Source organism: Rhizobium giardinii bv. giardinii H152, assembly GCF_000379605.1.
GTDB classification, from domain to species: domain Bacteria; phylum Pseudomonadota; class Alphaproteobacteria; order Rhizobiales; family Rhizobiaceae; genus Pararhizobium; species Pararhizobium giardinii.
On the sequence record NZ_KB902579.1, the window covers coordinates 188050 to 210704 of the forward strand.

Annotated in this window: 18 protein-coding genes, 1 pseudogene and 1 riboswitch; of the genes and pseudogenes, 11 read left to right on the top strand and 8 right to left on the bottom strand. The window is 62.4% G+C overall.

From position 1 onward, the window contains the following. Positions 1-9 precede the first annotated feature (9 nt). From A3AY_RS0104500 to A3AY_RS38560, 7 genes are all read right to left on the bottom strand, one after another. Positions 10-354, bottom strand: a complete 345-nt coding sequence (locus tag A3AY_RS0104500) for a hypothetical protein (RefSeq protein WP_018324492.1) — start codon at positions 352-354, stop codon at positions 10-12. A gap of 169 nt (positions 355-523) precedes the next feature. After that, the gene (gene bmt / locus A3AY_RS0104505) at positions 524-1543 is read right to left on the bottom strand and encodes a betaine--homocysteine S-methyltransferase (protein ID WP_018324493.1); all 1020 of its coding nucleotides are present in this window, start codon (positions 1541-1543) and stop codon (positions 524-526) included. A 75-nt stretch (positions 1544-1618) separates the two neighbouring features. Continuing rightward, on the bottom strand, positions 1619-3037 hold the full coding sequence (locus A3AY_RS0104510; RefSeq protein ID WP_018324494.1) for an O-antigen ligase family protein: 1419 nt from the start codon (positions 3035-3037) through the stop codon (positions 1619-1621). An 86-nt stretch (positions 3038-3123) separates the two neighbouring features. Next, positions 3124-4176, bottom strand: a complete 1053-nt coding sequence (locus A3AY_RS0104515) for a quaternary amine ABC transporter ATP-binding protein (protein WP_018324495.1) — start codon at positions 4174-4176, stop codon at positions 3124-3126. Continuing rightward, on the bottom strand, positions 4169-5077 hold the full coding sequence (locus A3AY_RS0104520) for an ABC transporter permease (RefSeq protein ID WP_026203108.1): 909 nt from the start codon (positions 5075-5077) through the stop codon (positions 4169-4171). Before A3AY_RS0104520 ends, A3AY_RS0104515 begins: the two co-directional genes overlap by 8 nt. Positions 5078-5389: 312 nt before the next feature. Next, positions 5390-6388 carry an ABC transporter substrate-binding protein gene (locus A3AY_RS0104525; RefSeq protein ID WP_018324497.1) on the bottom strand — a complete coding sequence of 333 codons (999 nt, stop codon included), beginning with the start codon at positions 6386-6388 and terminating at the stop codon, positions 5390-5392. A 753-nt stretch (positions 6389-7141) separates the two neighbouring features. Continuing rightward, complete coding sequence (locus A3AY_RS38560; RefSeq protein ID WP_018324498.1) at positions 7142-7285, bottom strand: hypothetical protein; 144 nt, start codon at positions 7283-7285, stop codon at positions 7142-7144. A 246-nt stretch (positions 7286-7531) separates the two neighbouring features. Here A3AY_RS38560 and A3AY_RS0104535 point away from each other — a divergent pair, with 246 nt between their 5' ends. From A3AY_RS0104535 to cobO, 5 genes are all read left to right on the top strand, one after another. Continuing rightward, on the top strand, positions 7532-8986 hold the full coding sequence (locus A3AY_RS0104535; protein ID WP_018324499.1) for a cobyric acid synthase: 1455 nt from the start codon (positions 7532-7534) through the stop codon (positions 8984-8986). Positions 8987-9033: 47 nt separating this feature from the next. Then, positions 9034-9433, top strand: a riboswitch (cobalamin riboswitch). A 142-nt stretch (positions 9434-9575) separates the two neighbouring features. Further along, positions 9576-10100: a bifunctional adenosylcobinamide kinase/adenosylcobinamide-phosphate guanylyltransferase gene (gene cobU / locus A3AY_RS0104540; RefSeq protein WP_018324500.1), complete on the top strand. Its 525-nt coding sequence runs from the start codon at positions 9576-9578 to the stop codon at positions 10098-10100. 3 nt (positions 10101-10103) lie between these two features. Then, positions 10104-11168 (top strand): cobalamin biosynthesis protein CobW, encoded by a 1065-nt coding sequence (gene cobW / locus A3AY_RS0104545; protein ID WP_018324501.1) that lies wholly within the window; start codon positions 10104-10106, stop codon positions 11166-11168. A 225-nt stretch (positions 11169-11393) separates the two neighbouring features. Then, a complete protein-coding gene (cobN, locus tag A3AY_RS0104550; protein ID WP_018324502.1) occupies positions 11394-15542 on the top strand; it encodes a cobaltochelatase subunit CobN in 4149 nt (1382 codons plus the stop codon). Between the two features lie 48 nt (positions 15543-15590). Next, a complete protein-coding gene (gene cobO, locus A3AY_RS0104555) occupies positions 15591-16229 on the top strand; it encodes a cob(I)yrinic acid a,c-diamide adenosyltransferase (protein ID WP_018324503.1) in 639 nt (212 codons plus the stop codon). Between the two features lie 12 nt (positions 16230-16241). On the opposite strand, the gene A3AY_RS0104560 is transcribed toward cobO, so the two are convergent. Then, positions 16242-17027, bottom strand: a complete 786-nt coding sequence (locus tag A3AY_RS0104560) for a TSUP family transporter (RefSeq protein ID WP_018324504.1) — start codon at positions 17025-17027, stop codon at positions 16242-16244. Between the two features lie 338 nt (positions 17028-17365). On the opposite strand from A3AY_RS0104560, the pseudogene A3AY_RS34470 reads away from it, so the two are divergent. The 6 genes and pseudogenes from A3AY_RS34470 to A3AY_RS0104590 form a co-directional block, all read left to right on the top strand. Beyond that, a pseudogene (locus tag A3AY_RS34470) lies at positions 17366-17770 on the top strand (cobalamin biosynthesis protein); the annotation flags it as partial. A 113-nt stretch (positions 17771-17883) separates the two neighbouring features. Beyond that, entirely contained in the window at positions 17884-18726 is an 843-nt protein-coding gene (cobA, locus tag A3AY_RS0104570) for a uroporphyrinogen-III C-methyltransferase (protein WP_018324506.1), read from the top strand. After that, positions 18723-20027 (top strand): cobyrinic acid a,c-diamide synthase CobB, encoded by a 1305-nt coding sequence (locus tag A3AY_RS0104575; protein ID WP_018324507.1) that lies wholly within the window; start codon positions 18723-18725, stop codon positions 20025-20027. Before cobA ends, A3AY_RS0104575 begins: the two co-directional genes overlap by 4 nt. Then, positions 20024-21028, top strand: coding sequence for a threonine-phosphate decarboxylase CobD (gene cobD, locus A3AY_RS0104580; protein ID WP_018324508.1), 1005 nt, complete (start codon positions 20024-20026; stop codon positions 21026-21028). The genes A3AY_RS0104575 and cobD overlap by 4 nt, the downstream gene beginning before the upstream one ends. 12 nt (positions 21029-21040) lie before the next feature. Beyond that, complete coding sequence (cbiB, locus tag A3AY_RS0104585; RefSeq protein ID WP_018324509.1) at positions 21041-22024, top strand: adenosylcobinamide-phosphate synthase CbiB; 984 nt, start codon at positions 21041-21043, stop codon at positions 22022-22024. A gap of 144 nt (positions 22025-22168) precedes the next feature. After that, positions 22169-22597, top strand: a complete 429-nt coding sequence (locus tag A3AY_RS0104590; RefSeq protein WP_051108291.1) for a L,D-transpeptidase — start codon at positions 22169-22171, stop codon at positions 22595-22597. Positions 22598-22655: the final 58 nt, after the last annotated feature.

The window sequence follows — 22655 nt, forward strand, 5'->3', positions numbered from 1 at the left end:
AGCGAAGGGTCAGGCTTTCGGGTAGGCCCTTTCGAGGCCTCCCGATCTGACGAGGCCAGTCCTGAAGGCCTGGTAGGCGGCGTGCTGACTGGAGCGCGCCGTTTCCATAAGCCGGATCTGCAGCCGGGCAGGGGCGTTCGAACCCAACCATTCGCCCAGTCTTTCGAGCTTGAGCGAATTCAACAGCCGGGCTTCCGCCGCAAGACTCAAGTGCCGGTACAGACCCTCGACCAGATTTTCATCCTGTGCGGCATTCTCCATCAGCAGCTTCAGGTAGGACTGGTCGCTCTCGCCAAGGGCTGCGAGTTTTTCTGCAACGGAATCGCGGTCCGGAAAAGTCGCTGCTGCCTGCATCGTCGGTTGTCTCTCGTCTTGTTCGTCTGGTGATGGTTCAGCGTCTAACCGATCAGGCTGGGGCAAAACTGGATTCGACCGGATCACCGGTGCAAGGCAGCGACCGAACAAGAAAAGGCTCGGAACCGTCCGGTCCCGAGCCTCCGTCAGATTCCGCGTTGCGCGTATATCACCCCCGGCGGCGGCCGGCGCGTTCACGTGCAGGAGCCGCAGGTGCTTCATTGGCGGTCTTGTTGCGCAACGGGCCGATGCGTTCGACGATGGCTTCGACCGTCGGCCGCTCGCCCGGCACATAGGTGTCGAGCGCGACGCGCATCGCGGCCAGATGCTCGCAGGAGGTGCCGCAGCAGCCGCCGATGATCCTCGCGCCGGCATCGCGGGCAAGCCGGGCATAGTCGGCCATCAGCGGCGGGGTGCCGGAATAGAAGATTTCCGAGCCGCGGAACTCCGGGATGCCGCAATTGCCCTTGACGATGATCGCCGCCGCCGGGTTGGCTTCCGTCATGTCCAGCAGCGAAGAGAGGATGTCCGAGGCGCCGACGCCGCAATTGGCACCGGTGGCGACCGGGCCGTCCCCGATATCCGCGGCTACCGCGTGAATATCCTTCGGGTGCAGACCCATCATCGTCTTGCCGGCCGTGTCGAACGATCCGGTGTAGACATAGGGAAGGCCGACCTTCACCGCTGCTTCAGAGGCCGCACGGATCTCGTCCGGGGAGGACATCGTCTCGATCCAGGCGACTTCGGCGCCGCCGGCTTTCAGGCCCTCGATCTGCTCGACGAAAGCATCGACCGCATCCTCATAGGTCATCGCACCGAGCGGGACCAGCAACTCGCCTGTCGGGCCGACGGAACCGGCGGTGATCACCTTGCGCGGTGCCTTGTCGGCGACGGCGCGGGCGATTTCCGCGGCCCGCTTGTTGAGCTCGTGGACGCGGTCCTGTGCATGGTGCAGCTTGAGCCGGTGGCGCGTGCCGCCGAACGAATTGGTCAGGATGATATCCGCGCCGGCATCGACGAAGTCCTGGTGCAGCTTGGTGATGTTTTCAGGCTTGGCCTCGTTCCAGAGCTCCGGCGCTTCACCAGCCTCGAGACCCATTGCAAACAGCGAGGTGCCGGTCGCGCCGTCGGCGAGCAGCACGCCCTTGGCGTTGAGAAGGTCGGAAAGCGGATTGGCTTGCGCGGTCATGGCGGATTCCTGATTAATCGAGTGACACAAGCATATAAAGATATCTTTATGTGATTGCAATGGTCTCGACTTTGATCAGCGCGGCATCCGCACGCCCATTCGCGCCGCAATTCCCAAGCCGAAAACGGCCAGGGCGGTCATGAGCCACATCGGATCGGCGCGGTTGAGCAGGAAGCTTTCCATCATGCCGTTATAAGTCATGAAGATGATGACCATGATGCAGAAGTCCGCGAAATGGCGGCTCGCGGGCTGCCGGGTGGCGCGAATATAGTCGTAGAACGGTTTGGCGAAGAGCAGCAGGATCATCAGCAGCCCGCCCGGCAGGCCGAAGGTGAGAACGGCGTCGAGATAGCTGTTGTGACCCGAGACGATACCCCGCACGTCCCAATTCGCCTCGAAATTTGCTTCGAGGCCGCGAATGATCGGCGACTGCCAGAAGCTCGCATAGCCGTGGCCAACCCACAGGTGGTCGGGAATGCTTGCGCTCGCAAACTTCCAGATGTCGTCGCGGCCGGTGAAGGTCGGGTCTTCCAGCAGTACAGTGGTGATCGACAGGAACAGGTTCGAATAGATGGTGCCAAGCGTCAGGCAGAAAATCAGGACCGCGAAGAGGAAGTGGGCAAAGACCATCAGGCCCGGTTTGCCGACCGCACGGCCGCCGAGCACCAGCATGATCGCCAGAGGTAGGAAGCCGATCGTCGTCTTCGAACCCGTGTGAAGCACGAAATTGGCTGCGAGAAGGGCGATCAGCAGGCCCCGCACGGTGGCGCCCGCCCGCAGGCAGTAGATGCCGAACATGCACAGCACGGAAAATACCGGCGCCGTGACGTTCTTGTGGATCAGGTGGCCTTTCCAGAATCCGGCATGCCACGGTTCAGCACCGGTGGCGGTGTGAATGGCAAGGCCGGGTGCGAGGACGAGCGCCGCGTAGTCGATGAGGATCAGAAAGAGAACGGCGTTTGCGCCGGCCTTGACGAAATCCTTCTCGCTGCGCGGGAGGACCAGCACGCCGGCGACCAGGATCATCGCCACCAGGCTCAACATCAAGCCGCGGGCCGATGACGCCGGATCATAGGATTGCAGGCAGGAAAAGAAGGCGATGGCGAAGACCATGACCCATGTCGGCGATGCGATGCGCTTCAACACGCGCGCGTCGACGATCAAGAGCATGGCGAAAAGATATATGCCGCCGAGACCGAGATAGCCGAGCTGATTGACGATGTTGCCGTCCTTGACCGCCGTGGGGTCGGGGTCGTAGGTGCCCTGGAACGGAGCAAGCGTGAAGGCGATCAGGAACAGGCCGGCGCCGGACAGGAATGCGGCCACTTTTCGCGTGATCTGCTCCGCAAGAAGGCCGTCGCTCCCCCGAGGAGGGACGGCAAGGCGGTGATAATCCCGCGACGCTGTCGAAGCATGATCCTGCATCTGACCGGCCGGATTGAGGAAGGCGCCGTGGCGCGACCGCCCCGGTGGATGAGGCGTTTCCGTTACCATGACGGTTTATGGTTAAGCCAAGGTGAACGACAGCTGGGAAAGCGCCCGTTTCCGGGCGCTTTACGGTGCTTCAATGCAGCGTATGATCACTCCGCTGCCTGGGCCACCTTTTCGTGGCTGATCGGCGTCACCATGGCGGAAATGATCGTGCCGAGGTCGATCGATCCGACGGCTTTGCCATTGGCGTCGACCACATGGGCGATATTCTGGTTGGCGAGGGTCATCATCCGGGCAGCACTTTCGAGCACGGTGCCGACCACGACAGGGACGCCTTCCGGATTTCCCGACAGCGGCCTCATGATCGTCTCGACATTGATCACGCGGCCGCGGTTCACCTCCTTGACGAAGGCGGTGATATATTCGTCGGCCGGTTTCAGGACGATATCCTGGCCCGTGCCCTGCTGGATCACCTTGCCGTCACGCAGGATGGCGATCTTGTCGCCGAGCCTCAGCGCCTCGTCGAGGTCATGGGTGATGAAAACCACCGTCTTCTTCAATTCCTTCTGCAGGTCGAGCAGGACGGTCTGCATGTCGACGCGGATCAGCGGGTCGAGCGCCGAATAGGCTTCGTCCATCAGCAGGATGTCGGCATCGTTGGTCAGCGCGCGGGCAAGCCCGACGCGCTGCTGCATGCCGCCCGAAAGCTGGTTCGGATAGTGGTTCTCGAAGCCCTTGAGGCCGACCCGTTCGATCCAGCCCTGCGCCCGCTTGCGGCATTCCGCATCCGGCACCCCCTGGATTTCCAACCCATAGATGGTGTTTTCGATGACGGTGCGGTGCGGCAGCAGCGCAAACTTCTGGAACACCATTGCCGTCTTGTGGCGGCGGAATTCACGAAGGTCGTTTTCGTTCATCTTGCAGACGTCGACGCCGTCATAGAGCACTTCGCCGGCCGTCGGATCGATCAGCCGGTTGATGTGGCGGATGAGGGTCGACTTGCCGGAACCCGACAGGCCCATGACCACCATGACACCGCCGGCAGGCATGGAGATGTTGATGTCCTGAAGTCCGAGCACATGGCCGTGCTTCTCGTTCAGTTCGCCCTTGGTCATCCCGGCCTTCACCTGGTCGACGAAGTCGCCACCGCGGGGCCCGAAGATCTTGTAGAGGTTCTTGACCTCGATTGCGTGACTAGCCATGGATCACCTCCGAATGCTTCTGCAGCCGCTTTCCGTAAGCCTGGCTGGTACGATCAAAAATGATGGCGATCGCGACGAGCGCGAAGCCATTGAAAAAGCCGACGGTGAAAAACTGGTTGTTGATCGCCTGCAGCACGTTGCGGCCAAGACCGCCGACGCCGACCATCGATGCGACGACGACCATCGCGAGCGACATCATGATCGTCTGGTTGATGCCGGCCATGATGGTCGGCAGGGCGAGCGGCATCTGGACGTTCTTCAGCCGCTGCCACGGCGAGGAACCGAAGGCGTCCGCGGCTTCCAGCACCTCCTTGTCGACAAGCCGGATTCCGAGATTGGTCAGGCGGATCATCGGCGGCACGGCATAGATGACCACGGCGATGAGGCCGGGAACCTTGCCGATACCGAAGATCATGACGACCGGAATGAGGTAGACGAAGCTCGGCATCGTCTGCATGACGTCGAGGATCGGATTGATGATCGACTGGGCTCGCTCGGAGCGAGCCATGACGATGCCGATCGGAATCCCGACCAGGATGGCGATCAGCGTACAGACCGTGACCATCGCCAGCGTGATCATCGTGTCGTTCCACAGCCCGACAAGACCGATCGCGAACATGGACACGATGGTGCCGAGCGTGATGCGCATGTTGCGGCTGCCGTAATAGACGATCGCAACCATCGCGGCCAGAATGACGATCCAGGGCGAACTGACGAACAGCCTTTCAAGGTAGTTCAGGAACCACTGAAGCGGCTGGACAAGCGCATCGATGGCATTCACATAGCTGCGGACGAGACCTTTGAAGCCTTCGTCCACGCTCTTGCGTGCCATGCGGATTGTCGTGTCGTCGATCGCCGGAAATTTACAAAGCAGATCTGGCAAGTAACTGCATATTGCCATTGTGTTCCCCTTTTAGCCGGAAATTTTAAAGTGCCGGCTACGTCATCGGGCCAGTTCAAGGCTCGTGCGCAGACTTGGGTGGTCTCTTCGGACCCCGGCATTTCGAGAATATGACAAGTTTCGCCGCAGGCGACTATGCCGTTTGCGACGATCTTCGTTTTCACATTCGCATGTGGTGAAGCACCGGCGGCATCTTGCGCCGCCGGACACTCGCCCATTGTCTTGCGGTCGTCGCGACTTGCTACGTTCCCGGATCATTCAGAAAGTGAGACGGCAGAGCGTGAAGCTCCGCCGCCCGTCGGCAGGCGTTGGTTAGAGAGCAGCCTTGACCTTCTCTGCGACGTCTGGTGCGACCCACTTGGTCCACATGTCCGGATAGTTTTCCAGGAAGTGCTTTGCTGCGTCCTCGTTCGTGCCCTGGTTTTCATCCATCCAGGCGAGAACCTTGTTGACCGTGCCGTTATCCCACTTGCGGGTCTTGACGTAGTCCATGGCAACGCCGGCCTTCTCGGCGAAGGCCTTGGTCACGACGGTGTAGACATCCGAGGTCGGATAGGAATTGACCTTCGGATCCGGGCAGTCCGGAACCGCCGTGCAGGCGTCCCAGTCGGCCTTGCTGTGTTCGACGCCGAAGCTGAGGCGAGTCATCTCGTATTTGCCGAGAATGGCGGTTGGAGCCCAGTAGTAGCCGAGCCAGCCGGCCTTCTTTTCAACGGCGTTGGAGATCGATCCGTCGAGGCCGGCAGCCGAACCGGTGTCGATCAGCTCGAAGCCGAGCTTTTCTGCGCCGAGCGCCTTGTAGAGGTTGGCGGAGGACACCTGGCAGTTCCAGCCCGACGGGCAGTTGTAGATGGCGGCCTTGGACGGATCCTCAGGCGCCGGGAACAGTTCAGGATGCTTCAGCGCGTCCTGGACCGTCTTGATGTCCGGGTTCGCATCGGCAATGAATTTCGGAATCCACCAGCCTTCGACGCCACCTTCGCTGAGCAGCGGAGCGGCTTCGATCAGGCGGCCTTCCTTGATGGCGGCGTCGAGCGGCGTGCGCACGGCATTGACCCACAATTCGGGGGCCATGTCGGGCTGGGCCTTCTCGTTCATCGAGGTGAATGTCGGCATGGTGTCGCCGGTGACGAGCGTCACCGTGCAGCCGTAGCCGTTTTCAAGGATGAACTTGTCGACATGCGCAGCAACGCCAGCCGATGCCCAGTTCATTTCTGCGATGCTGACTTCGCCGCATTCTGCGGCCTGTGCCGAGCCGGCCATAGCGTAAAGGCCAGCGGCGAGAATGGTGGAAGCGAGAAGCTTCTTCATGTTTAAGACCTCCCAGTCTTAGTGCAGCCAAAAATCTTTGGGGCGAGCCAGAATACTGCACGTCCTGGACACCCAAACGTTTAGGTTGAAGCAGGCCGGGGGCTTTTTTTAGATAAAGGCCAGTCTTTTTATCCCCGCTTGCAACGGCGTTCGAGTTTTCTCGTCTGAGCACAGATCGTGTCTCAGCCATCCCTCTTTTTACCGTTGGGAACAGCGTAAGTATTCCTCCGGAGAAATCAACCTCCGCGATCGCCCGGCATGAGTTTCGACGTGCGAGGATGCCGGCGCAAGCCGTTGAATTTTAACCAGATGGGCAAGATTTTTGTGCAAATGCCGGCTTCATTGGCGGAAAATTAGCACTGCTTCACAAAGCCCTCTCGGAGCGCGTTTTATCGCAGACAAATTGTGTTCCGTATGCGTCGCCGACAGGTTTTTTCGAGAGAGCGAAAAAAAATGAAAAAACCCGGAATTCATCTTTGGTTAAGCTCTCACTAACCATCCGGTAACACTGTCGGGCTAATTGTTTGCCTGCGGCGGAGGAGACTTGCCGCCCGGCCGGATCAGGTATTGCGTCCCGGGCCGGAGCGTTCTGCGGGATGTTTGTCGCAGAAGCCATGCGTATCTTGGCAGGCCGCACAGTTCCGAAAGGGACGGGTGCGGTTTTCGCGTTTGGGCACCGAGACATTGGCTGTAGAAAAGAAAAAACCGCGCCCCAGGCTGAGGCGCGGCTGGAATGGTCGCGGGGAGGAGGGATCAGCCGACGCTGCGCGTGCGAATGAAACCGAGCGGGCCAAACGGTGCCGGCATCACGGCGTTGCGAACGCGCGACTGGCTTTCCGGTGCCTTGGAGTTCCAGGCGATCTGCACGAAATTGGGCTTTGAGAAGATAAACAGCATCGGCGTTAGGACCTTGGGTGCGGAGCGCCAATCGCTCCGTGATTGATGACGCGGATATACGCCTGATTTGGCGCGGGGCAACAATCGTTTTCGCCGTGCGATGTCGTTTTCCGGATAGTGCTGCGGCAAGACCGCGCAAGACTTGCAGCGATCTGTAACAACGCGTGAACGGGCGGCAGAAATGACGGCGAAAATGCGGCAAAACATGGCTTTGCTTGTGGCGGCGGCAGTGCTAGACGAGACGCCATGACAAAGACGATCATGCTTCAGGGAACCGGCTCCGATGTCGGAAAAACGGTACTCGTGGCGGGCCTGTGCCGCCTCATGGCCAATCGCGGTGTAAAGGTCGCCCCGTTCAAGCCGCAGAACATGTCCAACAACGCCGCGGTTTCGGATGATGGCGGCGAGATCGGTCGCGCCCAGTGGCTGCAGTCGATGGCCGCCCGCATTCCCTCCTCGGTGCACATGAACCCGGTTCTTCTCAAACCCCAGTCGGAAACGGGCAGCCAGATCATCGTGCAGGGCAGGGTGGCAGGACAGGCAAGAGGACGCGACTATCAGGCGCTGAAGCCGAAGCTGATGACCGCCGTCCTGGAAAGCTTCGAAACGGTCAGCGCCGGGCGTGATCTTGTTGTCGTCGAAGGGGCGGGGTCACCCGCCGAGATCAATCTGCGCGCCGGCGACATCGCCAATATGGGCTTTGCCACCCGCGCCAACGTTCCCGTCGTGCTTGTCGGGGATATCGACCGTGGTGGCGTGATCGCATCGTTGGTCGGCACCCATACGATCCTGCCGGACGAGGACAGGCGGATGATTGCCGGTTACATCATCAACAAGTTCCGGGGCGACGTGTCGCTTTTCGACGATGGGATCAAGGCCGTCCTGGGGTTCACCGGGTGGAGCTGTTTCGGTGTAGTGCCCTGGCTGAAAAGCGCAGGCCGCCTGCCGGCCGAGGACTCCGTCGTCTTGGAAAGACTGGCGCGCGGCGGAAGCAAGGCGCTGAAGGTCGCCGTTCCCGTGCTCTCGCGCATCGCCAATTTCGACGATCTCGACCCGCTGGCCGCCGAGCCTGAGGTTGATCTCGTTTTTGTTCGGCCTGGTGAGCGCATGCCGGCCGACGCGGGCCTTGTGGTCATTCCGGGCTCGAAGGCGACGATCGCCGATCTCGCCGATTTTCGCGCTCAGGGATGGGACCGCGACCTCCAGGCGCATGTGCGGCGCGGCGGCCGCGTCATCGGTATCTGCGGCGGCTTCCAGATGCTCGGAGACCGCGTTACCGATCCGCACGGCATCGAGGGACATGTCCGCGAGATCGAGGGGCTTGGCCTTCTGTCCGTCGAAACCGAAATGGCGCCGGAAAAGACGGTGCGCAACAGCACTGCCCGTTCGGCCGTCTATGATGTGGCGCTGGAGGGCTACGAAATCCACCTGGGCCGGACGACCGGACCGGACTGTGCTCGCCCGGCCGTGATCATCGACGACCGGGCGGACGGTGCCGTCTCGGCGGACGGCAGGGTTTGCGGTACCTACCTGCATGGCCTGTTTACCAGCGACGCCTATCGCGCCGCCCTTCTCAAAAGTTTCGGCATCGAAGGCGGCGGCGAAAACTATCGTCAATCCGTCGACCGGGCGCTCGACGATGTCGCGTCAGAACTCGAAACGGTACTTGATCCGCGCTGGCTGGATTCGCTGATGCCGTGAGCAACCGTCAGGCGGCGTTTCAATTGACAGGGTCCGGCGGAGCGCCTAATCATCAGCCATTGGATGGTTCCCGGACCGGCGTTTCGGTTCGGGAGTAAATGGGAATGTGAAGGGATGGACCCAAGCCGGGCATTCTTATCGCAGCCGACCCCGCGACTGTAGAACGGTCAGGGTTCGCCATCCGGGAAAACCGACTTCCGGACAGGCCGCGTGGTGCGGCGTGCGGAATGGCCGGTCCAACCGGAAAAGCCACTGGAGTGGCATCACGATCAGCCGGGGCCGGACGCCTCTATGTCTACGAATCGTCCACCTCTTCGTGATGCCCGTCGATTGCGGTCACGCAATCTGGCGCGAAAAACTTCGGGAAGGCGAGGCGGACCCGTTCGGGCCTTTGATGAGGTCCGTGACGCCGTGAGCCAGGAGACCTGCCATCCTCAAGGGCATCGTGCCCGATCCAGGGAGAGACGCTCCCGATGCCAGCACGGAGGTTGTCATGGCTTTCTCATCCCGCTCTCGCAGCGGCAGTTCTTGCCTTTCTCGCCTGAGCGCCTGCGTATTTCCCGGCGAACATTAAGGCTGGGATCGTTCCATGACATCGACGACAGCAGGACCCGTGCTGGTCCTCGGCGGCGCCCGTTCCGGCAAATCGACGTTCGCTGAAAAACTCGTCACCACGTCGGGTCTCGGCATGCATTACGTCGCGACCGGAAGGGCCTGGGACGGCGAGATGCAGGCAAGGATTGCCGAGCATCGCATCCGGCGGGGTCCGGATTGGCAGACGCATGAGGAGCCGCTCGAACTTGCCGCCCGCCTGAAAGCGATCGACGCGGCCGACCGTGTCATCCTGATCGATTGCCTGACCCTCTGGGTCACCAATCTCATGATGGAGAATCGCGACCTGCCGGCAGAGTTTCAAAAGCTGGTCGAATGGTTGCCGCAGGCTAAGGCGCGGCTGGTGTTCGTTTCGAACGAGGTCGGCCTCGGCATCGTGCCCGAAAACCGCATGGCGCGCGACTTTCGCGACCATGCCGGCCGGTTGCACCAGCTCATTGCGGAGAAATCCGCGGAAGTCTATTTTATCGCGGCCGGATTGCCGCTGAAAATGAAGGGTTGATCCATGACACTCGCAAAAGCCGCCCACGGCAAGATCCCGGCCACCGTCATTACCGGCTTTCTCGGCGCCGGCAAGACGACGATGATCCGCAATATCCTGGAAAACGCCAACGGCCGGCGCATCGCGCTGATCATCAACGAGTTCGGCGATCTTGGCGTTGACGGCGACGTGCTGAAGGGCTGCGGCGCCGCAGCCTGCAGCGAGGACGACATCATCGAGCTCACCAATGGCTGCATCTGCTGCACCGTCGCCGACGATTTCATCCCGACGATGACCAAGCTGCTCGAGCGCGAGAACCGCCCGGACCACATCGTCATCGAAACCTCCGGCCTCGCCCTGCCTCAGCCGTTGATCGCCGCCTTCAACTGGCCGGAAATCCGCAGCGAAGTCACCGTCGATGGCGTCATCACCGTCGTCGACAGTGCTGCTGTTGCCGCCGGCCGCTTCGCCGATGACCACGACAAGGTTGATGCCCTGCGCGTCGAGGACGACAATCTCGATCATGAAAGCCCCATCGAGGAACTGTTCGAGGATCAGCTCACTGCCGCCGACCTCATCGTTCTCAACAAGACCGACCTGCTCGATTCGACCGGCCTTGCCTTCGTCCGCAAGGAAGTTGCTGCCCGCACCAGCCGCAAGCCTTCGATGATCGAGGCGAAGAACGGCGAGGTTTCGGCCGCCGTGCTGCTCGGCCTCGGCGTCGGTACCGAAAGCGACATCGCCAACCGCAAGTCCCATCACGAGATGGAACATGAGAATGGCGAAGCGCACGATCATGACGAGTTCGACAGCTTCGTCGTCGAACTCGGCGCGATCGAGAACCCTGTCGCTTTTATCGAAAGGCTGAAGACCGTCATCGCCGAACACGACGTGCTGCGCCTCAAGGGTTTCGCCGAGGTGCCCGGCAAGCCGATGCGCCTCTTGATCCAGGCCGTCGGCGCCCGCATCGACCAGTATTTCGACCGCGCCTGGGCGACGGGCGAGACCCGCGGCACCCGCCTCGTCGTCATCGGGCTGCACGACATGGACGAGGCCGCCGTCCGCGCCGCCATTGCAGCGGCAGTTTGAGGGTATTTTGACCGGGCGAGAAAAAATCCCCTCCCCAACCCCTCCCCACAAGGGGGAGGGGCTTGGGCTGCGTTTGCCGCGACCGTTTTGCCCTATGGTTGCTTCGCTGGCTCGCTCCCTGAATGAGTTTGTTTGGCTGAGCAGGAGGGCGCGGCAGATTAGCCCCGCCCCCTTGTGGGGAGGGGTTGGGGAGGGGATCTTTCTCTCCGGGAAGCAGGTAATGACATGCATCTCCTCCTAGCCCAGAAAGGCACCATCTCGGACGGCGAGGAAGCGATCGACCTCGGTCAGTCGCCGGCCGATATCCTGTTCCTGTCCGCCGCCGACACCGAGCTTTCGGCGATCGCCGCTGCGCACCGGATACGACAAGGCAAATCCAGCTTGCGGGTGGCAAGCCTTTTAACGCTGAAGCATCCGATGTCGGTCGATACCTATGTCGAACGCACGGCGCGGCACGCAAAATTGATCATCGTCCGCCCGCTCGGCGGCGCCAGCTATTTCCAGTATGTGCTGGAGGCGTTGCATGCCGCTGCCGTCACGCAGAAATTCCAGATCGCCGTCCTGCCGGGCCATGACAAGCCGGATCCGGGCCTTGAGCCGTTTTCGACGGTTGCCGCCGATGACCGCAATCGGATGTGGGCCTATTTCACCGAGGGCGGCGCCGACAATATGGCGCGGCTGCTCGCCTATGCCGAGGCGCTGATCGATGGTTCTGAAAAGCCTGAGCCTGCCGCGCCGCTGCTCAAGGCCGGTATCTGGTGGCCGGGCGAGGGCGTGATCGGTGTTGACGCCTGGAAGAAAGCGGTGGGGTTTGGTGCGCGCGGTGTGTTACCCCCCTCTGTCGGCTTTGCTGACATCTCCCCCTCAAGGCGGGAGATTGACCCGCGGCAGCCGAACCAACCCAAAGACGGCGCGGAAGGGTTTGAAAGGCGAGAACGTCCCCCAGTGATCTCCACCCTTGAGGGGGAGATGCCCGGCAGGGCAGAGGGGGGGACCCCCCCTCTGTTCTCGGAAGGTCGGACCTCAGGGCCAATCGTTGCCCTCTGCTTCTACCGCGCCCTCGTCCAAAGCGGCGAAACCAGGCCGGTGGAAGCCCTGATAGAGGCGCTCGCCGCCGAGGGAGTGACCGTTCTCCCGGTCTTCGTTTCGAGCCTCAAGGACGCTGTGTCGATCGGCACGCTGGAAGCGATCTTCGGCGAGGCGCCGCCGGACGTGGTCATGAATGCCACTGGCTTTGCGGTCTCGGCGCCGGGCGCCGATCGTCAGCCGACGGTGCTGGAATTCACCGACGCGCCGGTCCTGCAGGTCATCTTCTCGGGCTCGACCCGCAAGGCGTGGGAGGCCTCGCCCCAGGGTCTCATGGCCCGTGACCTGGCGATGAACGTGGCGCTGCCCGAGGTGGATGGCCGTATCCTGTCACGCGCGGTCTCGTTCAAGGCGGCCGCCGTCTATGATCCGAATGTCGAGGCGAATATCGTCGGCCATGAGCCTCTCGCCGACCGTATCGCCTTCGCCGTGAAACTCGCGGCCAACTGGGTGAAGCTGCGCAAGACCGCGCCGCGCAAGCGGCGGGTGGCGATCATCATGGCGAACTATCCGAATCGCGATGGCCGTCTCGGCAACGGTGTCGGATTGGATACGCCGGCCGGGACGATCGAAGTGATTAACGCGATGGCCGCCGCTGGCTACGAGATCGACAATATCCCAGGCGACGGCGATGCGTTGATCCGCCACCTGATGGCAGGGCCAACCAACGCGGCGCGGGCGGATTGCGAAATCCGCGAGACGCTTACGCTCAATCAATACAAAGCCTTCTTCGCGTCTCTTCCGGTTCAGATTCAGAATCAGGTCGTTGAAAGATGGGGCAAGCCCGAGGCGGATTCGTTCTTCCGCGACGGCCGGTTCGCCCTGCCGCTCGCCCGCTTCGGCGCGACCGTCGTCGGCATCCAGCCGGCGCGCGGCTACAACATCGATCCGAAGGAAACCTATCACTCGCCGGACCTCGTGCCGCCGCACGGCTATCTCGCCTTCTACGCCTTCCTGCGACAGGAATTCGGCGCCCACGCCATCATCCATATGGGCAAACACGGCAACCTCGAATGGCTGCCCGGTAAGGCGCTGGCGCTGTCGGAAACCTGCTATCCCGAAGCCGTCTTCGGGCCGCTGCCGCATCTCTATCCGTTCATCGTCAACGATCCGGGCGAGGGCACGCAGGCCAAGCGCCGCACCAGTGCCGTCATCATCGACCACCTGACGCCGCCGCTGACCCGGGCCGAATCCTACGGGCCGCTCAAGGATCTCGAGGCGCTGGTAGACGAATATTACGACGCGGCCGGCGGCGATCCCCGCCGCCTGCGATTCTTGAGCAAGCAGATACTCGACCTCGTGCGCGACATCGGCCTCGATCAGGACGCCGGCATCGCGCGCACGGACGCCGAGGACAAGGCGTTGGAGAAGCTTGACGCCTATCTCTGCGACCTCAAGGAACTGCAGATCCGCGACGGCCTGCACGTGTTTGGCGTGGCACCGGAAGGTCGCCTTCTGACCGATCTGACGGTGGCTTTGGCCCGCGTGCCGCGCGGTCAGGGCGAGGGCGGCGACCAGAGCCTGCAACGGGCGATAGCCAAGGATGCAGGGCTGCTGAATGTCGCTGCACCCCCCTCTGTCCTGCCGGACATCTCCCCCTCAAGGGGGGAGATTGATCCCCTGCGATCGCCTGTCAAGATTGCTCCAGAGGAAGCTTCAAGCGGGAGGCAAGGCCGCTCTCCAGCGATCTCCCCCCTTGAGGGGGAGATGCCCGGCAGGGCAGAGGGGGGTATTTCTCCCTCCGCGACAAGAATAAATGAAAGACACTTCGACCCGCTCGACTGTGTCCTGACCGATGCCTGGACCGGTCCGAAGCCTGCCGTGCTGGCTGAGCTCAGCGACGTGCCGTGGCGGACCGCCGGCGACACGGTCGAGCGCATCGAGATTCTGGCTGCAGCGCTGGTCTCCGGGGAATGCCGTTGCCCGGAAAACTGGAGCGCAACGCAAGCTGTCCTGCAGGACATCGAAACTCGCCTGAAACCGTCGATCGTTCAATCCGGCCCCGCCGAGATCTCAGCGCTGATGAGAGGCCTCGACGGCCGCTTCGTTGCGCCCGGTCCTTCCGGCGCGCCGACGCGCGGGCGGCCGGACGTGTTGCCGACCGGGCGCAATTTCTATTCCGTCGACAGCCGCGCCGTGCCGACTCCGGCGGCGTTCGAGCTCGGCAAGAAGTCCGCGGAGCTGTTGATCCGCCGCTACCTGCAGGACCACGGCGAATGGCCAACCTCCTTCGGGTTGACGGCCTGGGGCACCTCGAACATGCGTACCGGCGGCGACGATATTGCGCAAGGCTTGGCGCTGATCGGTGCCAGGCCGACCTGGGATATGATGTCGCGGCGGGTGACGGGTTACGAGATCGTGCCGCTTGCCGTGCTGGGGCGTCCGCGTGTGGACGTGACCCTGCGCATCTCCGGCTTTTTCCGCGATGCGTTCCCGGATCAGATCGCGCTTTTCGACAATGCGATCCGGGCCATCGGGGCGCTTGAGGAAGACGATGCCGACAATATGATCGCCGCACGGATGCGGGCGGAAACCAGCCGCCTCGAAGCGGCCGGCATTGCGCCGAAGGAGGCCGCGCGGCGCGCCTCCTACCGCGTGTTCGGCGCCAAGCCCGGTGCCTATGGCGCAGGGCTGCAGACCTTGATGGATGAAAAGGGCTGGGAAAGCCGCGCCGACCTGGCCGATGCTTATCTCACCTGGGGAAGCTACGCCTATGGCGCCGGCGAGGACGGCAAGGCCGAGCGCGGGTTGCTCGAAGCACGGCTGAAGACGGTCGAGGCCGTCGTCCAGAATCAGGACAATCGCGAGCACGACCTGCTCGACAGCGACGACTATTACCAGTTCGAAGGCGGCATGAGCCTTGCGGTGGAGCAGATGTCGGGCACGCGCCCGTCGATCTACCACAACGATCATTCCCGCCCGGAAAAACCGGTGATCCGCTCGCTGGAGGAAGAGATCGGCCGGGTGGTGCGTGGCCGCGTCGTCAATCCGAAATGGATCGAGGGGGTCATGCGCCACGGCTACAAGGGCGCTTTCGAGATCGCCGCGACGGTCGACTACATGTTCGCCTTCGCGGCAACGACCGGGGCGGTGCGAAGCCACCATTTCGAGGCGGTCTACCAGGCCTATGTCATGGATGATCGCGTCCGCCAGTTCATGGAAGACAAGAACCCGGCGGCGCTGCGCGAGATGTCCGACAAGCTGCTGGAGGCGATCGACCGCGGCCTGTGGTCGCCGCGTTCCAATTCGGCGCGTTTCGAACTGCAGGGCCGGGCGGCCGCCGAGTAGGCCACAGCGCGTCGTTCGAGAAACAATCAAATTCTGAGAGGACACACCATGAGCGAAGATCAAACGACCGACACCGGTCCCGGCAATGACGAGGCCCGCCATGCCATGAAAATGGCGAAGAAGAAGACCGCGCGCGAAAAGATCATGGCGACCAAAACGGATCAGAAGGGCCTGATTATCGTCAATACCGGCAAGGGCAAGGGCAAGTCGACGGCCGGTTTCGGCATGATCTTCCGCCATATCGCCCACGGCATGCCGTCCGCCGTCGTCCAGTTCATCAAGGGTGCCTGGGAGACGGGCGAGCGCGATCTGATCGAAAAGCACTTCGGCGATCTCTGCCAGTTCTACACCCTTGGCGAGGGCTTCACCTGGGAAACGCAGGACCGCGCCCGCGACATCGCCATGGCTGAGAAGGCATGGGAGAAGGCCAAGGAACTGATCCGCGACGAGCGCAATTCCATGGTGCTGCTCGACGAGATCAACATCGCCCTTCGCTACGACTATATCGATGTCGCGGAGGTCGTGCGGTTTTTGAAGGAAGAAAAGCCGCACATGACCCATGTCGTCCTGACCGGCCGCAACGCCAAGGAAGAGTTGATCGAGGCGGCGGATCTCGTCACCGAGATGGAACTGATCAAGCACCCCTTCCGCTCCGGCATCAAGGCGCAGGTCGGGGTGGAATACTGAGCGTCTCTGCGGCTACCAACCAAGCCAAACCCGGAGCGGATGCGCCGGGTCGGCCAGCAGCCTGATCGCCAGCGCGATGCAGGTGACGACCAGCAGCGGCTTGATGATCTTCGCGCCGTTCTTCATGGCGAAACGCGAACCGACCTGAGCGCCGGCGAACTGGCCGGCGCCCATCAGCAGGCCGACTTTCCACAGGACTGCGCCGTAAAGCACGAAGACGACGAAGGCGCCGAGATTGGAGCCGAAGTTGAGGAATTTCGTGTGGGCGGTCGCCTTGAGGACGCCGAACCCGGCAAGGGCGATGAAAGCGAGCATGAAGAACGATCCGGTACCCGGGCCGAAAACGCCGTCGTAAAAGCCGATGGCCGGTACCAGCGTCAGCGAAAACAGGAAGGGCGTCATCCGCTGCGCCTTGTCGGCATCGCCAAGACTGGGCTTGACGGCGAAATAGAGCGCGATTGCCACCAGCAGGAAGGGTAGGACGGTTTTCAGCACGTGCCCCGGCACCACCGTCGCCAGTATGGCACCGAGCGCTGCCCCCAGGGCCGACATGGCCGCCATCGGCAGTTGCTCGCGAAGGCTCACATGGCCATGCCGGGCATAGGCAAGGCTTGCCGAGCCCGAGCCGAACAGCGACTGCAGCTTGTTGGTGCCCAGCGTCTCGAGTGGCGGAATGCCTGCGATCAGCATGGCGGGAATGGTGATCATGCCGCCGCCGCCGGCGATCGAGTCGATGAACCCGGCAAGAAATGCAGCAGCAAACAGCAGGGCGAAGAGTTGGGGGGCAAGATCGTGCAAGGGAGACTCGCTGAAAGCGGGGAAATTCGGCCCTGTTTGTCAGAGGTTGCCCGGAAAAGCAAAGACAGCCTGCGTGGTTGATCCCCATCGACGTTGGAACATTCCGCATTGTGGCGTTGGCCGCATGCCGAATGACGCAATCCGGTTTGACCCGTCAGGTGCTGTTCGGTAAAAAGAATAACGTGCGACGGTGCCCATCATGGTGGGCTGAAAGAGCGTCCGGTGCGGCCGACCCATCCACGGGGCTTCATCCGGTGCTGTCCAGACCGCTTCGACGCTTCTTTGGCGTCGAAGGCCCGCGTATCGTAACCATACGGCGTGGGGAGGCCTCTTTTCTGATGCATGTGAATACCGGCAATCCGTTGGTGGGAGCGCCGTTCGTTCTCGGCCTCGGCTGCGAGCGCGGTACGCCGTCTGACGAAGTAATCCGGCTTGCCGAAGAGGCGATGGCGGCCGCCAGGATCGATCGCCATGCGCTTGCCTGTGTGGCGTCGCTCGATGCGCGCGCGCAGGAGCCGGCGATGATCGCCGCCGCCGCCCACTTCTCCGTTCCCTTCCGTGTCTTCGATGCCGGGACGCTCGAGGCCGAAACCGCACGGCTGAAAAACCCTTCGGAAATCGTTTTTGCGCTGACTGGCTGCCATGGTGTGGCGGAGGCCGCGGCGCTGGCTGCAGCCGGCCAGGCAAGTTCGCTGATCGTGCCGAAAATCAAGTCTGCGAATGCAACCGCGGCGGTGGCCGGTGGCGTGTTTGTCGAATCAATCGAGGATGTTGCCGCCGTTTGCGAGCAAAACGATTCTTTATCTTCGCAATCTCATTCAGCGCGGATGTTGCGAACTGCGCCAAGGACGAAGCCATGACGGAAGCGCTGTTTTCCGGTCTGCCCGAACTCGTGCCCGGCTCCGTATGGCTCGTCGGCGCAGGTCCGGGCGATCCCGGCCTCCTGACATTGCTTGCGCTCAATGCGTTGCGCCAGGCCGATGTCATCGTTCACGACGCGCTGGTCAATTCCGATTGCCTGGCAATGGCGAAAGCCGGCGCGGTGCTGGAGTTTGCCGGAAAGCGCGGCGGCAAGCCTTCGCCCAAGCAGCGGGACATTTCCCTTCGACTGGTCGAACTGGCGCGCCAGGGCAAGCGCGTGCTGCGGCTGAAGGGCGGCGATCCCTTCGTTTTCGGCCGCGGCGGCGAGGAGGCTCTGACGCTGGTCGAGCACGGCATCCCGTTTCGCATCGTGCCGGGCATCACGGCCGGTATCGGCGGGCTTGCCTATGCCGGCATTCCGGTGACGCATCGCGAGGTCAATCACGCCGTGACCTTTCTCACTGGCCACGATTCGTCCGGTGTCGTTCCCGACCGCATCAACTGGGAGGGCATCGCCAAGGGCTCGCCGGTCATCGTCATGTACATGGCGATGAAGCATATCGGCCAGATCACCGCCAATCTGATCGCCGCCGGCCGCTCGCCGGAGGAGCCGGTTGCCTTCGTCTGCAATGCCGCGACGCTTGAGCAGTCGGTGCTGGAGACGACGCTGGGGCGCGCCGAGGCGGATGTCGCCACCGCTGGGCTCGAACCGCCGGCCATCGTCGTGGTCGGCGAAGTCGTTCGCCTGCGCTCGGCACTCGATTGGCTGGGCGCACTCGAAGGTCGGGTTCTCGATGCCGATCCGCTGTCGAGCCGCGCCTTCAAGGACCCGGCATGACAGGCCTGTTGATTGCGGCACCGTCTTCGGGTTCGGGTAAGACGACGGTGACCCTCGGATTGATGCGCGCCCTGCGCAATCGGGGCATTGCTTCGGCGCCGGGTAAGGCGGGGCCGGACTATATCGACCCGGCTTTTCATACGGCGGCGAGTGGCACGGCCTGCCTCAACTACGACCCGTGGGCGATGCGGCCGGACCTGCTGCGCGCCAACGCGGCCGCGGCGACCGCCGACGGCAAGGCGCTGATCATCGAGGCGATGATGGGGCTTTACGATGCGGCCGCCGACGGGACCGGATCGCCAGCCGATCTGGCTGCCTTGCTCGAACTGCCGGTCATCCTCGTTGTCGATTGCGCCCGCATGGCGCATTCCGTGGCGGCCTTGGTGCGCGGTTTTGCGGGCCATCGCGCCGACGTTCACGTTGCGGCCGTGATCCTCAACAAGGTCGGCAGCGATCGCCACGAAAGCATGTTGCGCGACGCGCTGGAAACGACCGATATGCCGGTTTTCGGCGTGCTTCGGCAGAATGCTTCCCTGCAGTTGCCCGAACGCCATCTTGGGCTCGTGCAGGCCGGTGAACATGGCGAACTGAATGCGTTTATCGAGCGGGCGGCGGTGCATGTTGAGCAGGGCTGCGATCTGGATGCGATCCTGTCGGCGGCACGGTCCGCGTTCCCGCGCCGCTCAAATACTGATGTGCTGCAACTGAAGCCGCTTGGCCAGAAGATCGCCATCGCCCGCGATATCGCTTTCGCATTCTGCTACGAGCACCTTTTGTCCGGCTGGCGCAAGGCGGGTGCCGAACTATCGTTCTTTTCGCCGCTCGCCAACGAGGCGCCCGCCGAGGACGCCGACGCGGTTTATTTGCCGGGCGGCTATCCCGAGCTTCACGCCGGGACATTGGCGAATGCCGCGCAGTTCAAGTCGGGCATGACGGCGGCCCGCGACCGTGGCGCCCGGATTTTCGGCGAGTGCGGCGGTTACATGGTACTTGGCGAGATGCTTGTCGCAGCCGATGGCGCAGGCTACGAGATGCTGGGTTTCCTGCCGCTCGCGACCAGTTTTGCCGTGCGCAAGCGGCATCTCGGCTACCGGCGGGTGAGGCCGCTCGACACCAGTTTCTTTGACGGTCCGCTGATGGCGCATGAATTTCACTATGCTTCGATCCTGTCCGAGGGCGACGCCGAGCGTCTGTTCGACACCACCGATGCCGTCGGCACGCCGCTCGGGGCTGCCGGGTTGCGGCGGGGGCAAGTGGCCGGCTCGTTCATGCATATCGTCGATATGGCCATGGTCCCATGAGCGCGGCGATCATCCATGGCGGCGGCATCACCGAAGCCGCAGCCGTCTTCGGCGGCGAGCCGAAAGACTGGCTCGATCTGTCGACGGGCATCAATCCCAATCCTGTTGCCTTGCCGGATATTCCGCTCGACGCCTGGCACCGGTTGCCGGACCGTCACCTGGTCGATACCGCGCGAAACGCCGCCGCCCGCTACTATCGCAGCGGCGATGTCCTGCCGCTTCCGGTTCCCGGCACGCAGTCGGTGATCCAGCTTCTGCCGCGTCTGGTTGAAGCCGGCCGGCGTGTCGCCATTTTCGCCCCGACATACGGCGAATATGCCCGCGTCTTGCTGGCCGCAGGCTTTGCCGTCGATGAGATAACGGGGCATGACCAACTGATGGGCGAGCACGCGCTGGCGATCCTGGTCAATCCCAACAATCCCACGGGGCACGCCTGTTTTCCGGGCGAAATCACCGCCATGGCGCGCCGGATGAAGGCGAATGGCGGCATGCTGCTGGTCGATGAAGCCTTCGGTGACACGCGGCCTGATCTGAGCGTCGCGCGCTCGGCGGTCGAGCACGGCAATCTGATCGTCTTTCGCTCGTTCGGCAAGTTTTTCGGTCTCGCCGGTCTGCGGCTCGGCTTCGTCATTGCCGGCGAGCCGGTGCTCTCAGCCTTCCGCGAGTGGCTTGGGCCATGGCCGGTATCGGGACCGGCGCTGGTGATCGCGCAGGCGCTGATGGACGGCGATACGAGCGCCGTTCAATCGGCGATCACCGAGCGCCACGCCGCGCTTGACGCTGTTCTACGCAATGCTGCGCTGAAAATCGTCGGCGGCACGCCGCTTTTTACCCTGGTGGAACTTGAGCGGGCTGCCCATCTCCACGCGCATCTGTGCGAGGCTCACATCCTGACGAGAAAATTCGACTATGCGCCGTCCTGGCTGAGGATTGGACTTGCGCCGGACGTTGCAGGCGATACACGCTTGGCGGATGCCCTGCGCCGGGCAGACCTCGCCTGAACGGATCCCTGCATGTCGACCGAAACCCTCGTTGTCCTCGTTGCCGCCTTGCTGCTCGACCGCATTGTCGGTGATCCGGACTGGCTTTGGCGCCGTCTGCCGCATCCGGTCGTCCTGTTCGGCGCAATGATCGGTTGGTGTGACCGGACCTTCAATCGCAAGCGTCTGGGCGACGAGACGCTGAAATTCAGGGGTGCCCTCGTCATCGCCGCGCTTTTGGCGTGGAGCCTCGTCTGCGGCTTTCTGCTGCATCGGCTGTTTTCTCCATTGGGTCTCGTCGGCGTGGCGCTCGAAGCGATCCTCGTCGCCATCTTCCTCGCCCAGAAAAGCCTTGCCGATCACGTTTCGCGCGTCGCCTCCGGGCTTCGCACCGGCGGGCTGGAAGGCGGGCGCAAGGCGGTGTCGATGATCGTCGGCCGGGATCCGGAAACCCTTGACGAGCCTGCGGTCTGCCGTGCGGCCATCGAAAGCCTGGCCGAAAACTTTTCCGACGGCGTCGTCGCGCCTGCCTTCTGGTATGCCTTTCTCGGTCTGCCGGGGCTCCTCGCTTACAAGATGCTCAACACCGCTGATTCGATGGTCGGTCACAAGAGCCCGAAATATCTGCATTTCGGCTGGGCTTCCGCCCGTCTCGACGACCTCGCCAACCTGCCCGCAGCACGGCTGTCGATCTTCCTCATCGCCGTGGGTGCCGCGTTCACGGACGGCCGCCGTGCCGCCCGCAGCGCCCTCGGCACGGCGTTGCGCGATCATGGTCTGCATCGTTCGCCCAATTCCGGCTGGCCGGAGGCGGCGATGGCCGGTGCGCTCGGCGTGCAACTGGCAGGTCCGCGGATCTATGCGGGCTCTCTTGTCAACGAACCGATGATCAATGGGTCCGGCCGGGCTGTCGCAACGGTCGGCGACGTGGAAGCCGGTGTTTCGCTATTCTACCGCGCCTGTGCAACCCTTGTTGTATTGGTCGGGCTTGTCGCTGTCGCTGCCAGTATATTTTAGCTTCGTTGTTGCATCGGCAAGAGAAAACACGGGCTTTGTTAATCCGGCATTTTCCATGTGGCTTAAGCGATTGTCATTCGAATAACGTTAGGTCTACGTCCGTTGTAAACACCGGTAAGGTGCGTATCTCGGGAGAGGACTTTAATGCCTAGAATTGCCGTGGTCTTTTTGGCCTTCTTGTTCACGCAAATTCATTCACCAACTGCCTTTGCCGCCAATCTTATTGCCAATGTCAGTCTTTCTTCTCAAACGATGACAGTCTCGCAGAACGGCATCGTCCGCCATCGCTGGAAGGTATCGACCGCGCGCAAGGGGTATGTCACCCCGAAAGGCAGCTGGAGTGCCAAGTGGCTGTCGAAAAACCATCGCTCGCGCAAATATGACGACGCGCCGATGCCGTATGCGGTGTTTTTCAACGGCGGTTATGCCGTACACGCGACCTATGACCTGAAACGCCTCGGCCGCCCGGCGTCGCACGGCTGCATCCGCCTTCACCCGGAAAATGCCGCGGAGTTCTTTTCGCTCGCCAGCCAGAACGGTCTGAGCAACACGCGGATTATCGTCACGCGTTGAGCTGAACGACCGCCGAACTATTCGAGGCTGGCGTTCCGCCAGCCTCTGCTCAACTTGT

What these genes read in the sequence shown, in the direction of transcription:
- A3AY_RS0104500 (WP_018324492.1), bottom strand. Translation starts at nt 354, where the DNA reads ATGCAGGCAGCAGCGACTTTTCCGGACCGCGATTCCGTTGCAGAAAAA.
- bmt (WP_018324493.1), bottom strand. Translation starts at nt 1,543, where the DNA reads ATGACCGCGCAAGCCAATCCGCTTTCCGACCTTCTCAACGCCAAGGGC.
- A3AY_RS0104510 (WP_018324494.1), bottom strand. Translation starts at nt 3,037, where the DNA reads ATGGTAACGGAAACGCCTCATCCACCGGGGCGGTCGCGCCACGGCGCC.
- A3AY_RS0104515 (WP_018324495.1), bottom strand. Translation starts at nt 4,176, where the DNA reads ATGGCTAGTCACGCAATCGAGGTCAAGAACCTCTACAAGATCTTCGGG.
- A3AY_RS0104520 (WP_026203108.1), bottom strand. Translation starts at nt 5,077, where the DNA reads ATGGCAATATGCAGTTACTTGCCAGATCTGCTTTGTAAATTTCCGGCG.
- A3AY_RS0104525 (WP_018324497.1), bottom strand. Translation starts at nt 6,388, where the DNA reads ATGAAGAAGCTTCTCGCTTCCACCATTCTCGCCGCTGGCCTTTACGCT.
- A3AY_RS38560 (WP_018324498.1), bottom strand. Translation starts at nt 7,285, where the DNA reads ATGCTGTTTATCTTCTCAAAGCCCAATTTCGTGCAGATCGCCTGGAAC.
- A3AY_RS0104535 (WP_018324499.1), top strand. Translation starts at nt 7,532, where the DNA reads ATGACAAAGACGATCATGCTTCAGGGAACCGGCTCCGATGTCGGAAAA.
- cobU (WP_018324500.1), top strand. Translation starts at nt 9,576, where the DNA reads ATGACATCGACGACAGCAGGACCCGTGCTGGTCCTCGGCGGCGCCCGT.
- cobW (WP_018324501.1), top strand. Translation starts at nt 10,104, where the DNA reads ATGACACTCGCAAAAGCCGCCCACGGCAAGATCCCGGCCACCGTCATT.
- cobN (WP_018324502.1), top strand. Translation starts at nt 11,394, where the DNA reads ATGCATCTCCTCCTAGCCCAGAAAGGCACCATCTCGGACGGCGAGGAA.
- cobO (WP_018324503.1), top strand. Translation starts at nt 15,591, where the DNA reads ATGAGCGAAGATCAAACGACCGACACCGGTCCCGGCAATGACGAGGCC.
- cobA (WP_018324506.1), top strand. Translation starts at nt 17,884, where the DNA reads ATGACGGAAGCGCTGTTTTCCGGTCTGCCCGAACTCGTGCCCGGCTCC.
- A3AY_RS0104575 (WP_018324507.1), top strand. Translation starts at nt 18,723, where the DNA reads ATGACAGGCCTGTTGATTGCGGCACCGTCTTCGGGTTCGGGTAAGACG.
- cobD (WP_018324508.1), top strand. Translation starts at nt 20,024, where the DNA reads ATGAGCGCGGCGATCATCCATGGCGGCGGCATCACCGAAGCCGCAGCC.
- cbiB (WP_018324509.1), top strand. Translation starts at nt 21,041, where the DNA reads ATGTCGACCGAAACCCTCGTTGTCCTCGTTGCCGCCTTGCTGCTCGAC.
- A3AY_RS0104590 (WP_051108291.1), top strand. Translation starts at nt 22,169, where the DNA reads ATGCCTAGAATTGCCGTGGTCTTTTTGGCCTTCTTGTTCACGCAAATT.